We start from the raw sequence: 12869 nt of genomic DNA, 5'->3' as shown, positions 1-12869 counted from the left end.
TCGGTCAACCACATCGCCTATTATAATTATAAACATTTTGCGTCAAATTCCTACTGAATGTCAATAATTGCGTTTTCGCCCTTTTTAACATTTCCATCTTTTTTCAATTCGACTTGTTGTCCTTGTTGTAAATTCGTAAAGACAATTGGTGTAATGATAGATGGTGCATTTTCTTTTACAAATGCAAGATCTACTTTTAATAATGGCTGTCCTTGTTTCACTTTGTCGCCTTGTGCTACAAGTGCTTCAAAACCTTCACCATTTAATTTTACAGTATCAATACCGAAGTGGATTAAAATTTCTTTTCCGCCTTCAGATTGAATACCAATTGCATGCTTTGTAGGGAATACATTAACGATCTCACCGTTAACTGGAGAAACTACTGTTCCTTCTGTTGGCTCGATTGCAAATCCGTCTCCCATCATTTTTCCAGAGAATACTTGATCAGGTACTTCTGTAATCGGTAATATTTTCCCTTCAATTGGTGAAACGATTGTTTCGTTTTCATCAACTTGCTGAGGAGCTTCTTCTACTTTTACAGGCTCTTCTTTTTCAACATGAGGTGTACGACCTGACATAATATCATGAATTTGTGATTTTAACGTGTCAGATTTCGGTCCGAAAATAGCTTGAATGTTATTTCCAACTTCAAGTACACCAGCTGCTCCAAGTTCTTTTAAGCGGTCTTTGTTTACATTCTTTTGTTCGTTAACTTGAACACGTAAACGAGTAATACAAGCATCTAAAGAAGCAATGTTTTCTTTACCACCAAGTGCTACTAATACTTCGCGAGGAAGTTCGCCTGCTTCTGTTTTTCCTGCACCGTCATTCGCATTTGCCTCTTCACGACCAGGTGTTTTTAGATTCCATTTACGGATTGCAAAGCGGAATCCGAAGTAGTAAATAATTGCTAGTACAAGACCAACAATAATTACCCACCACCATGCTGTACGGCCTGGTAGTACACCGAATAATAGGAAGTCAATTAAACCACCAGAGAATGTCATACCAATTTTAACACCTAAAATTTGCATTGTCATAAATGATAGACCAGCAAATACAGCGTGAATTCCGAATAATACTGGCGCTACGAATAAGAATGAAAATTCAAGTGGCTCTGTAATACCTGTTAAGAAAGATGTTAATGCTGCAGAACCTAAAATACCTGCTGCTAATTTTTTATTTTCTGGACGTGCTTCATGGTACATTGCTAAAGCTGCTGCTGGAAGACCAAACATCATGAACGGATACTTACCAGTTGTAAATGTACCTGCTGTTAATTCTACACCGTCTTTTAACTGTGCCATAAAGATTTTTTGGTCACCACGGATTAATTCGCCAGCTGCATTTGTATACTGACCGAATTCGAACCAGAACGGTGAATAGAAAATGTGATGTAGTCCAAATGGAATTAATGAACGTTCAATTAAACCGAATATAAATGCTGCGATTGTTCTATTTGCATCAATCATTTGATGTGAGAACGTGTTTAAACCACCTTGAATGTATGGCCAAACGAAGCACATGATAATACCTACTATTAAAGAGAATGTTGCAGTTGCGATTGGTACGAAACGCTTACCTGCAAAGAAACCTAAGTATGATGGTAATTCAATGTTGAAGTATTTATTGTAGCAATATGCCGCTACTATACCGACGATAATACCACCAAATACTCCTGTTTGTAGCGTTGGAATACCTAATACGTTTGCATATGCTGGATCAGCAAATCCAATTTTTACTGGGTCTGCTCCAGAACTTGTTACTTTTACTAGCTTATCTACTTCTAAGAACACACTCATCGTTTTGTTCATAATTAAGTAGCCGACGAATGCTGCTAAACCAGCTACTCCGTCTCCACCAGCTAAACCAATCGCTACCCCAACTGCGAATAATAATGCAAGGTTAGCGAAAATAATATCACCAGATTGCTCCATAATTTTTGCTACCATTACGAACCAGTCTGCTTTTAAAGCAGGAATAACATTTGTTAACTGTGGATTTTGAAATGCATTACCAAATCCAAGTAAAATACCTGCTGCCGGTAAAATCGCTACTGGAAGCATTAACGCTTTTCCGACTTTTTGAAGAACACCAAAGATCTTCTTAAACATGGAAACCCTTCCTCTCTTATCTATATTGATACCTTCCGACAAACGCCAAAAAGACATGAGGAAAAAAAGATAGAACGATAGCTATACAAAGGGTAGTATATCCCTTTCTTAAGCTTACATTCCTTACTTTTCTCCACTCATGCCTGATCGAATCAGTAACACGTGTCAAAAATAGGTTTACGTATAAGTTCACTATAATTAAGGCAAACGTTTTCGCTACTTACCTTAATGTGTTTGTCGAAATTTGTATAACTTTGCAATAGTTATTATACATAACTATTGTAAGCGATTCAATGATTTTTTTTAACGTTTTCATTTTAGACAAAAATATATGTCTTTTTACACATGCTCTGCTTTCACTAAGCGCTGCAGGTGCATCGTTAAATATATGCTCTCTGCTTCATACACAGGAAGTTGCAATTCTTTTTGCATGACCTTAACTAGTTTCCAAGCTAAATTATAACAGACAGGATATTCCGCCTTTAATAAATCAGCAAAACTCTGTGATTCCTCTACTTTCTCCCCTTTTTTCACCCGTTCAATCGCATATTGCAAATGACGGATAAGGCGTAAATAGTGGATACTTTCTTGGTCTAATATAATTTGTAAGTTTGTCTCAATTAAAGATACAAGTTGTGCAATGAGACGTGAGTTTTGATTAACTGAAGATAAATCTGAATTTGTAAGCGAGCTGTAAATATGAAGTGCAATAAAACCAACTTCCCCTTCTGGCAATGTAATTTGCAAACGAGAATTTAAAAGGTCTACAACACCTTCAGCAATTTCATATTCCTCTGGATAGAGCATTTTCGTTTCAACTAAAAAAGGATTATCAATTGTAAGTCCTTGTTTTAACCGCTTAATCGCAAAAGAAATATGGTCTGTTAAAGCGATATGAATATGTTCGTTCAATGGTGATTTTGCTTTCTCTTGAATGTAGAACATAATGTCATTCATTAATTCAATTAATTTTTCGCTCACATGCGGCACTAACAGTTTGTATTGTTCACGATCACGTTCATTTTTTAAAACAAACATTTTTTCAATTTGTTCTTGCTCCAATACGTCTTTCGCTTTTTTCCCAAATCCAATTCCTTTACCAATCACTACTACTTCCTCATGTTCAGGATGGCTAGCAATGATGACATTATTATTTAAAACTTTTTTAATTTCTAGATAATTACTCATATAACACCACCCTCGTACTTAAATAGCCTACTTTTATGTTACAGAATATTCTTCTTTGTCGTCAATGTAAAACATCTGCCATTTCATAAAAATTCATTTTTTAGACATGTTTATATATGATGCGTATAATGTAAGAGCAACTGTACATAGAAAGGGGATAACAACATGATTAAAATGTTTGTAAGTGATATCGATGGTACAATGATGCAACACGGAGGTCTTATTGATGAACAAGATGTTGCGGCACTACGCAGCCTTGCCGAGCAAAATGTTATTCTTTGCTTCGCTTCCGGAAGACTTGATAATGAGATTGCAGACTTAATGAAAGCTGTAAATACAAATTTCCATCGTATTAGTGTAAATGGTGTTTTCGTGTATACACATGAAAACAAGCAACTATTATCCGCAACATTCGATTCGAGTATTCTACCTGATCTGTTAGCAATGACAAATGAAGATCCTTATTTTCGTTATGTAAGTGATGAGCATAATTATTACATTGAAGAGAAGACACCGTTCATTCATGAACTTGAACAACAAGTAACGATGACTTCTGTTGAAGAACCGCATCTATTACAGAAAATTGATGATACAATTTTCCCAAATAAAATCTCTGTCGGCGGAACAAAAGAAAGCTTACAACTCCTTCAGAAAAAAATTGATGAAAAATTCCATGGAAAAGTTAGTACATTCATTTCAGCAGAACAATGTTTAGATGTAATGCCACCTAATATTAGTAAAGGTTCTGCTATTTCTGTCTTATTACAAGAATTTCAAATACAACCAGAGGAAATTGCTTGCATAGGGGATTCTTATAATGATATTCCAATGTTTTCTTTAACTCCTCACAGTTTTGCTATGTCTCAAGCAGATGACGCAGTAAAAGAACACGCTCACTATGTAGTAAATACAGTTAAAGATGCTGTTAACCACGTAATTGCTCATAATAAAAATACGACTCACTCCTTATAAGGATGAGTCGTATTTTTTCTTTACATGTTCAACAATTTGACATTAACTGTACTTCACAAACTGAAATATACTATTTGTTACGTGCGATGTTTGTAATAAACTTATAACGATCCCCACGATAAATACATTTCACATACTCTAACGGTACTTCACCTTCTGAATATGACCATTGACGCATTACAAGCACCGGCGCCTTTTTAGGAATATGCAGATGTTCAGCTTCATTATCTGTTGCAATTGAAGCTTCAATTGATTGAGTAGCGCTAACAAGTTTAAAGCCCAGTTTTTTCTCTAAATGTTCATATAAAGACTGTTGCAATATTTCTTCGTTAATATCTTTTACAAGAGCTGGCGACAAATATGTCGTCTCAAAAGCAATCGGTTCATCATCAGCTAAGCGAATACGCCTCACTTCATAAACCGACTCTCCCTCCTGTATTCTCAACCGGTCTGCTATTTTCGCAGTAGCTGGAACTAGGCGGAAACTAAGTAATTGACTACTTGGGTTCATCCCACGAGAAATCATATCTTCTGTGAATCCCGTCATTCCTTGCAATTTTTGTTCCACTTTCGGAAGTTGGACAAATGTTCCAATTCCACGCTTCCGATATAAATAGCCTTGTTCCACTAAATTATTAATCGCCTGTCTGATTGTCATACGACTCACTTCGAACTTATCACAAAGTTCATTCTCAGATGGGATTTTATCTCCCGGCTTCCATTCGCCGTCCTCAATTAGCTGTTTCACCCACTCTTGAATCTGATAATAGATCGGAAATGGTGAATACTTGTCGATGTTCATCAGCAATCGCCTCACTGCATAAAGATAGAGCTTCTTGATCTGCGATTACGGTTACATTCGGATGACGTTGTAAAACTGTAGCCGGACACTCTTCACTATATTCACCTTGCAATAATTCCTTAACAGCTTCTGCCTTTTTAGAACCCATAGCAACAAGTAGAACTTGTTTCGCTTTCATAATGCTTCCAATTCCCATTGTAATCGCATGAGTTGGCACATCTTCTTCTTTTTCGAAGAAGCGAAGGTTTGCTTGGCGTGTAGATTCTGTTAATTCAACAATGTTCGTTGGAGAATTAAACGGTGTTCCTGGCTCGTTAAATCCGATGTGACCGTTTTCACCGATTCCAAGAATCTGTAGGTCAACTGGGTTAGCAGCTAGAATGCCCTCGTAACGTTTGCACTCTTCCTCTAAATCACTTGCCATCCCGTTTGGTACATAAGTTTGTTTAAATGGAAGATGATCAAACAACTGTTCTTGCATGAAATAGTGATAGCTGTTTTTATCTTCATGTGGTAAATTTACGTACTCATCTAAGTTTACAGTGGTTACACGGCTTGTATCAAGTTTATTTTTTCGCATTTCTGCATAAATACCTAATGGAGAGCTTCCTGTAGCCATTCCTAATGTTGGATTTTCTTTTGTTTTTACAACTTCTTCAATTAATTTATAACCTGCTTCTGCTAGTTCTTCTGGAGTTTTTACAACAAGAATATTCATTTAATTACTTCCCTTCCTTCATATGAATTCCTAAACGAACCGTATCATATACATGTAAATCTTCATTCATCACAACAAAGTCTGCATCTTTTCCTACCGCTAATGCACCTTTATTATTTAACCCAAACTCTTCTGCTTGGTTAACTGATGTCATCAGTACTGCATCTTCGATTGAACAACCTGTAAATTCAATTACATTTCGGAAAGCTTGATCCATTTTTAGAATACTACCAGCTAACGTTCCATCTTCTAATCGAGCACTACCATCTTTTACATGTACTGGCTGTCCGCCAAGCTCATATAATCCATCTTCAAGACCTTTTGCGCGCATTGCGTCAGTAATAACACTTACTTTTTTCGGTCCTTTTAACTTATATGCTAATTTCACCATATCAGGGTGAATATGAATACCATCTGTAATTACTTCAACCATTACATCTGGATTTAGTAACACATGACCAACAACTCCTGGTTCACGGTGATGTAATCCACGCATTTGATTGTATAAATGTGTCGCATGTGTAATGTTTCTATTTTTTAGTTGTGCATCAATTGCATCTGTATGCCCCATTGTGCCAACAACATCAGTTTCAGCAAGATACTGCTCAAACTCTAACGCACCTTCTTCTTCAGGTGCATATGTTACTAATTTAATTAGATTCCCGCTTGCTTCCTGCCATTGTTTAAATTGTTCAATATTCGCAGGAACAATATGTTCAAGTGGTTGTGCACCTGCACGTTTTTTTGAAACATACGGTCCTTCTAAGTGAATATATTCAAAATGTGCTCCTTTTTCTTTCGCTTCCTTCGCAGCATGTAGTGCCGCTTCGATTGCTTCTGGAGATTGTGTCATTGTTGTTGGGAAGTAAGTTGTAACTCCTTCTTTTAACATTTCTTTACCTAAAGTTACTAACCCATCGCTATTTGCATCCATCGCATCAATATCGTATCCACCATGAATATGAACATCGATCATACCTGGAATCACAATCTTCCCTGCCGCATCTAAAACCGCTTCATTTTCTTGTGATACATATTGAGCCATCAAACCAATTTCTTTAATTGTTTCTGCGTAACGAATAAATCCGTTTTCCACTACTTCTTGACCTGTATAAATTTTGGCATTGATGACAACTTGCGTTTTCATTTTCATCGATCCTTTCCCATGAAATACCTACTTGTTATTATTACCTTATTCGCCTAATTCCATCTTAATATATGCACGAGTAGTTGTCTAGACATTCGAATAAAATTTCCTTTTTGTTTAACAAAAAGGAAACTTATTGCATCTCTCGCAATTATAATATATGTTATTCAGTTTTCCAAAAAGGGAGAATATCCTCGTATCCTATTACTCATTTAAGTAATGGCATTAATCCACTAGTGCCAATTGTAATATGCTCGCCATCTGTTTCCATTTCTATTGTACGTTTATTTGTTCCATATATCATTATACCATGTCGGTTTAAGCGTCTCACTACACTTTGGTGCGGATGCCCATATGGATTTCTACTTCCATATGAAAGTATTGCGAACTGTGGCTCTACTTTTTTTATAAACATTTCACTTGTTGAAGTATACGAGCCATGATGTCCCACCTTTAACACATCTGCATGCACATCAAATTGCTTTAATATTTCAGTTTCGGTCCGTACATCAGCGTCACCCATTAGTAAAAAATCCGCTTTTCCGTATCGTACCTTCAATACAATTGAAGATTCATTATTTTCATCTTTTGATTTCCCATTGTTTAATACTTGTATGGAAACATGCGGATCTAATGGTATGTATTGTCCCTCTTTTACTGAAACGAAAGGAATTCCTCTTTTTTTAATATGATTCCGGTATGTGTGATACGTAAAAGAACTATACGTTTTTCCACTATCTAATATAAGTGATACCGGCATTTGCTCTACAATCGGAATCAATCCTCCAATGTGATCCATATCAGGATGTGTACTGACGATAACATCTAAATGATTAATCCCTTTTTCGATTAGTTTTTGAATGATAACCTCACCGGCTTCATAAGGTCCCCCGTCAATTAACATCGTTTGTCCATTTGGCAATGTAATAAGTGTTGCATCACCTTGCCCAACTTTCAAAAAACTCACTTTCATTTTACCAAAATGTTGCCGCTGTATATGTAAAGGAGACGCGGTATGAATAGACATCATATATCTTTTGGCCGATGCACTATTTAAAGAAAAGCATAACAAAACAGAAACTAACAATAAAATACTTCGCATACTTCTCATAACTCGTCTCCTTTTTTTCAATTAGTATGGCACGGTATATAATTGATATACAAAAAAAGCTTAGCAAAATGCTAAGCTTTTATTTCGATATCTCCTGTAAAGAACCAAAGAATAAATCTGCTTCATTCATTTGTTCATTCTCTTCAGAAAGTGCCGGTAAATCATCTAATGTTTTTAGTCCAAATGTGTCCAAAAATTCTTTCGTTGTTCCATATAAAATAGGACGCCCTGGTCCTTCTGCTCTTCCCATTTCTTTTATAAGTAAATGTGAAACTAACGTTTGTAACGCCTTATCGGTTTTTACCCCTCTAATCTCTTCCATTTCAGTCCTTGTAATCGGTTGACGATATGCTACAATCGCTAACGTTTCTAGAGCAGCCTGAGAGAGTGAAGCAGCTGTTGGGATATCTATTAATTTTTGATAGTACGAAGCATGTTCTTTCTTTGTGGCAAAACGATATACTTTTGCATACTGTACAATTTGCAAACCGCGGTGTGCACCTTCACATTCTTTTTGCATTTCTTCTAAAATATCGATTACTTCGTTTCCTTCAATTTCAAGAACTTTCGCTATTTGTTCTGGATAAATCCCTTCATCACCAGAAACAAATAATAGCCCTTCAATGATTGATTTTTGTTCTTTTCTATCCATTTTACGAGCTCCTTCCTTCTATTTTCTCCATAAAAATACACATCAAAAAACCGAATCACAATCAATGCGTTCGGTTCAATATTTTTTCTCTTGTTCCAAACGATACATTCAAACCTAGCATGAGATATCATATTTCCATCCCATTTTCCATACTAACTCTATGCAGATTTAGTAGAGCTTGATACGAAAATTTCATCAAAATTATGTTCTTGTTCAATTATGATTTGTTGATTTTTCATAAGCTCAAGAACCGCTAAAAATGTTACAACCATTATTTCCCGTTCATCATCAACAAACAAATCATAAAAACTTTGACGACCACCTTGTATTTCTAACTGTTTTAAAATATCAGTCATGCGCTGTTCAATTGGTATTTCTTGACGAGTAATACGTGTTGTTACAGGTTTCTTTGCTTTTTTACGGCGCATTAATTTTTGAAATGCCGCTAGCATATCATATAACGTAACATCAAGAGGCAAGTTTGTCTCCTCTTCTTGTTGCAATGATGTAAAATCAATTGGCGGACGTGTATATAGCTGTGCTCTTTCTTGTTCTCTTTCTTTTAGCTCAGTAGCAACTTGCTTATATTTCTTATATTCAATTAACCTCTCCATCAATTCTTGACGAGGATCATCTATAAAGTCATCACCGTTATCAAGTACATCTTCTTCATGTTTCGGCAACAACATTTTACTTTTAATTTGTAATAAAGTCGCAGCCATTACTAAATACTCACTTGCAACATCTAATTGTAGTTCTTTCATCGTATGAACATAAGATAAATATTGCTCTGTAATTTCCGCTACAGGAATATTATATATGTCAATTTCATAGCGATGTATTAAATGTAACAATAAATCTAAAGGCCCTTCAAAAGCCTCTACTTTAAAATTATACTGCACAAAGCATCCCACCACATTTTTTCTATAACAACATAAGTATAGAGCATACTCATGTTCTATCCAACCTTTTTAAGAAATTTAATTAAAAATAGACCGATGCCTATGTCATCATGCCCACCGCTTCATATGATAACAGTGTAGTAAGAACAATGTAGGAGGTCAAAAAACTATGGGTCACGTTGATTGCGGTTTTAGCGGTGGGTTCGCATTACTTGTTGTATTGTTTATTTTACTAATTATTGTAGGGGCAGCTTGCTTCTGCTAATATGAACAATAACGACTAGGGAAAATTCCCTAGTCGTTTATTGTTCATATTTCTATGATACACTTGTATTTATAACCGTTAAACAGGGGGGGAAGAACATGTATCCTACTGAATACATACAATTTTTAATTCATTTTCATGGGGATTATGATTATTTTGAATGCCACGAAATACTGGAAGAATATTGGAAAACGAAACCAAGAGGAAATCGTGATGATTATTTGGTCGGTCTTATTCAAATTGCAGTTTCTTTATACCATCAAAGACGCTCTAACTGGAATGGCGCAGAGAAGATGATGAAAAGTGCCATAACGATTTTAGAAAAAAACAGTACACCTTTACTAGGCTTAGGAATAAATCAGACACAACTTCTATTCTTACTCAAGGATAGATTGCAATCTATAGAGAAAGAAGAAGATTTTGCACCGTTATTTTTACCATTATCGGATACATCATTAGAAAAGCACTGCATAGAATTATGTCAGAAGCAAAGCCTCCCGTGGAAAGATGTAAATGCTACTTCTAATGAATATATCATACATAAGCACACATTACGTGATCGAACAGAAGTCATCGCTGAACGAAACGAACAATTACAAAAAAGAAAGCAGAGATAATAAACTACTTATCTCTGCTTTCACGAATGTATATTTTGTTCTAGCCCTTTACACTTTTTGCAAAAACTTGCTGTCTGCTCATTTCCGCAAATTGTAAAATCAAGAAATTTACTCTTTAACTCTTGAACCATCTTCGTCCCAACACCCATATGACGGTGAGACGGGTTCACACTCAAATGCTGAATTTCCAACACTTGATTCTCTTTTTTTACAATCCCCATTATCCCAACAAAATCTTCGTTTTGTTTCCACAAATACAATTGCCAATCATCCTTTGCTTCATAGTCTTTCATAGTCAATTGTAATGTTTTCACATCTTTTTCAGTTGGCATAAATGAAAGTAGCCCCATTGCAATCTTTTCATAACTTTTTTTAAAACGAATTAACATAACCCTTATCCCTTCTTACAAAAGTTACAAACTATTAATCCCCTCAATCACTCTTTTCATATCACATTCATTTTACAATATTTTCAACAGAGTGAGAAGGGCCTAAAACAACTTGATAATCATACAAAGCGAAAAGAAGAAAGTCAAATATATGTTTGAGTGCTATTTTTTTAAGTAGATTAAAAAAAGAAACGCTGTTATATAAAAGTGAAAAGAAACATCCACTGCTCACTATCACTTCAATATTCATCACCTTAGAGCAAATGAATTCTAGCAAATTTAATTTAATAAAAATATTTATTGAAACATGTAATCTAATGTATTCTATGTAATTTGTTAAAACTTTGTTCTCATAAGCGACATATTTTCACTACAATAACAGTACTACTTGTATCATGTACTGTAAACGAAATACCCATTCCTATTTCCTATTAAAAAATAAAAAAGAGAGCAATCGCTCTCTTTTCCCATTAACTTATTCTTCCCAAACTTTAACTTCTTTCATTACATCGCCTTGACGCATGTTTAATACAGTTTCAATACCGCTTGTTGCTTTACCGAATACAGTATGTACACCATCTAAATGCGGTTGTGGCTCATGAACAACAAAGAATTGGCTACCGCCTGTGTTACGGCCAGCATGAGCCATAGAAAGTGATCCTACAAGGTGTCTATGAGGATTTCCATCAGTTTCACATGGGATAGAGTAACCTGGGCCACCTGCACCTGTTCCTGTTGGGTCTCCCCCTTGGCTTACGAAGCCAGGAATAACGCGGTGGAATGTCACACCATCATAAAATCCTTGCTCTGCTAGTTTTTTAAAGTTTTCTACTGTTTTTGGTGCCTCTTCTGGGAAAAATTCTAAATCGATTTTTTCACCATTTTCCATTAATATGTATCCTAAAGTTTTCATATGTATATGTCTCCTTTCAACTATCTCAGCACTATATTACCACATTCATGACTAGAAACAAAAAGAATCCGACAATCTACATACTTCTTTTTTGAAATGTGGAAAAAGCTAGGTGACAAATAAGAAATATATACTATAATAACTGTGTTGCCCGAAAATTTTAGAAAGAGAAAGGGAGCGATTTTTCGTGAAAACGAAATTACTAGCTCTGCTATTAGCTGTAACGGTATTTATGATGCCAACAGCTTCGTTTGCAGACATCATCGAAGGAGAATCAATTGTTACACTAGGAGAAAACTTGTCTGAACAACAAAAACAAGATCTGTTAAAAGAAATGAAAGCACCAAAAGATGCTACAATCATAACTGTGTCTAATGCGGAAGAACATAAATTTCTAGAAGGAATTGTTCCAAAAGCGCAAATTGGTACGAGAGCAATTTCCTCTTCTATGATCACATACACAAAGCCAGGATCTGGCCTTATTGTACGCTCAAAAAATATTAATTCGATAACAGATGCAATGTACACAAACGCACTTATTACAGCAGGTGTGAAAGATGCAGAAATTCAAATTACTGCACCATTTAAAGTTTCAGGAACCGCTGCTTTAACTGGTTTAATGAAAGCCTATGAAACAACATCTAACAAAGCAATTCCTGAGGAAGTAAAAAAAGTAGCCAATGAAGAAATGGTGCAAACAGCCCAGCTCGGCGATAAAATTGGTGAAGAAAAAGCAGTTCAACTTGTTGCAAAAATTAAAGAAGAAATTGCCAAAGAACAGCCAAAAACGACTGAAGATTTACGTTCATTAATTAAAAAAATTGCGGATCAACTTGGTATTACATTAACGGATGAACAGTTAGATAACTTAGTTGTGCTATTTGATAAAATGAAAAATCTTAATATCGATTGGAATCAAGTTGGCAGTCAGTTAAATAAAGCAAAAGAACACGTTTCTGCCTTTTTAGGATCTGAAGAAGGGCAAGGTTTCCTAGATAAAGTTAAAGATTTCTTCTCAAGTATCATTGATTTTGTTAAATCTTTATTCAAGTAAAAAGAAGCTCGTCACTGACGAGCTT

The 12869-nt window shown here is 35.5% G+C and carries 15 protein-coding genes; 4 read left to right on the top strand and 11 right to left on the bottom strand.

Going from position 1 to position 12869, the window contains the following annotated elements; translation table 11 throughout:
- Positions 1 to 50: 50 nt before the first annotated feature.
- Both ptsG and glcT read right to left on the bottom strand, forming a co-directional pair.
- Entirely contained in the window at positions 51 to 2114 is a 2064-nt protein-coding gene (gene ptsG / locus FS742_RS13365) for a PTS glucose transporter subunit IIABC (RefSeq protein ID WP_144612828.1), read from the bottom strand.
- A 339-nt stretch (positions 2115 to 2453) separates the two neighbouring features.
- The gene (gene glcT, locus FS742_RS13360; RefSeq protein WP_144612827.1) at positions 2454 to 3302 is read right to left on the bottom strand and encodes a glucose PTS transporter transcription antiterminator GlcT; all 849 of its coding nucleotides are present in this window, start codon (positions 3300 to 3302) and stop codon (positions 2454 to 2456) included.
- A gap of 165 nt (positions 3303 to 3467) precedes the next feature.
- Between glcT and FS742_RS13355 the strand changes: the two genes are divergently transcribed.
- On the top strand, positions 3468 to 4274 hold the full coding sequence (locus tag FS742_RS13355) for an HAD family hydrolase (protein ID WP_144612825.1): 807 nt from the start codon (positions 3468 to 3470) through the stop codon (positions 4272 to 4274).
- Positions 4275 to 4344: 70 nt separating this feature from the next.
- Here the strand turns inward: FS742_RS13355 and phnF are convergent, their stop codons facing one another.
- The 6 genes from phnF to scpA form a co-directional block, all read right to left on the bottom strand.
- Positions 4345 to 5076: a phosphonate metabolism transcriptional regulator PhnF gene (gene phnF, locus FS742_RS13350; protein WP_002194085.1), complete on the bottom strand. Its 732-nt coding sequence runs from the start codon at positions 5074 to 5076 to the stop codon at positions 4345 to 4347.
- Complete coding sequence (nagB, locus tag FS742_RS13345; protein ID WP_060632138.1) at positions 5006 to 5794, bottom strand: glucosamine-6-phosphate deaminase; 789 nt, start codon at positions 5792 to 5794, stop codon at positions 5006 to 5008. Before nagB ends, phnF begins: the two co-directional genes overlap by 71 nt.
- 4 nt (positions 5795 to 5798) lie before the next feature.
- Positions 5799 to 6941 (bottom strand): N-acetylglucosamine-6-phosphate deacetylase, encoded by a 1143-nt coding sequence (gene nagA / locus FS742_RS13340; protein ID WP_144612925.1) that lies wholly within the window; start codon positions 6939 to 6941, stop codon positions 5799 to 5801.
- A gap of 208 nt (positions 6942 to 7149) precedes the next feature.
- Positions 7150 to 8052 carry a ComEC/Rec2 family competence protein gene (locus tag FS742_RS13335; protein ID WP_144612823.1) on the bottom strand — a complete coding sequence of 301 codons (903 nt, stop codon included), beginning with the start codon at positions 8050 to 8052 and terminating at the stop codon, positions 7150 to 7152.
- Between the two features lie 79 nt (positions 8053 to 8131).
- Positions 8132 to 8704: a segregation/condensation protein ScpB gene (scpB, locus tag FS742_RS13330; RefSeq protein WP_000375162.1), complete on the bottom strand. Its 573-nt coding sequence runs from the start codon at positions 8702 to 8704 to the stop codon at positions 8132 to 8134.
- A gap of 158 nt (positions 8705 to 8862) precedes the next feature.
- On the bottom strand, positions 8863 to 9606 hold the full coding sequence (scpA, locus tag FS742_RS13320) for a segregation/condensation protein A (protein WP_016086445.1): 744 nt from the start codon (positions 9604 to 9606) through the stop codon (positions 8863 to 8865).
- A gap of 169 nt (positions 9607 to 9775) precedes the next feature.
- Between scpA and FS742_RS13315 the strand changes: the two genes are divergently transcribed.
- Positions 9776 to 9871 carry a YjcZ family sporulation protein gene (locus FS742_RS13315; protein ID WP_000510194.1) on the top strand — a complete coding sequence of 32 codons (96 nt, stop codon included), beginning with the start codon at positions 9776 to 9778 and terminating at the stop codon, positions 9869 to 9871.
- Positions 9872 to 9969: 98 nt separating this feature from the next.
- Complete coding sequence (locus tag FS742_RS13310) at positions 9970 to 10488, top strand: DUF309 domain-containing protein (protein WP_144612822.1); 519 nt, start codon at positions 9970 to 9972, stop codon at positions 10486 to 10488.
- A 20-nt stretch (positions 10489 to 10508) separates the two neighbouring features.
- Here FS742_RS13310 and ribT read toward each other — a convergent pair whose 3' ends face one another.
- The 3 genes from ribT to FS742_RS13295 all read right to left on the bottom strand — a co-directional run bounded on the left by ribT (position 10509) and on the right by FS742_RS13295 (position 11790).
- Positions 10509 to 10877 carry a GNAT family N-acetyltransferase RibT gene (ribT, locus tag FS742_RS13305; RefSeq protein WP_144612820.1) on the bottom strand — a complete coding sequence of 123 codons (369 nt, stop codon included), beginning with the start codon at positions 10875 to 10877 and terminating at the stop codon, positions 10509 to 10511.
- Positions 10878 to 10944: 67 nt separating this feature from the next.
- Positions 10945 to 11127 carry a hypothetical protein gene (locus FS742_RS28035; protein WP_144612818.1) on the bottom strand — a complete coding sequence of 61 codons (183 nt, stop codon included), beginning with the start codon at positions 11125 to 11127 and terminating at the stop codon, positions 10945 to 10947.
- Between the two features lie 225 nt (positions 11128 to 11352).
- Positions 11353 to 11790, bottom strand: a complete 438-nt coding sequence (locus FS742_RS13295; RefSeq protein WP_000853785.1) for a peptidylprolyl isomerase — start codon at positions 11788 to 11790, stop codon at positions 11353 to 11355.
- Between the two features lie 187 nt (positions 11791 to 11977).
- On the opposite strand from FS742_RS13295, the gene FS742_RS13290 reads away from it, so the two are divergent.
- Positions 11978 to 12844: a DUF1002 domain-containing protein gene (locus tag FS742_RS13290; RefSeq protein ID WP_144612816.1), complete on the top strand. Its 867-nt coding sequence runs from the start codon at positions 11978 to 11980 to the stop codon at positions 12842 to 12844.
- Positions 12845 to 12869 lie beyond the last annotated feature (25 nt).

Origin of the sequence: Bacillus cereus, from assembly GCF_007678085.1 — a bacterium.
GTDB classification, from domain to species: domain Bacteria; phylum Bacillota; class Bacilli; order Bacillales; family Bacillaceae_G; genus Bacillus_A; species Bacillus_A cereus_BE.
The sequence above is the reverse complement of the archived record's forward strand: the minus strand, read 5'-3'. Positions and strand labels throughout refer to the sequence as shown.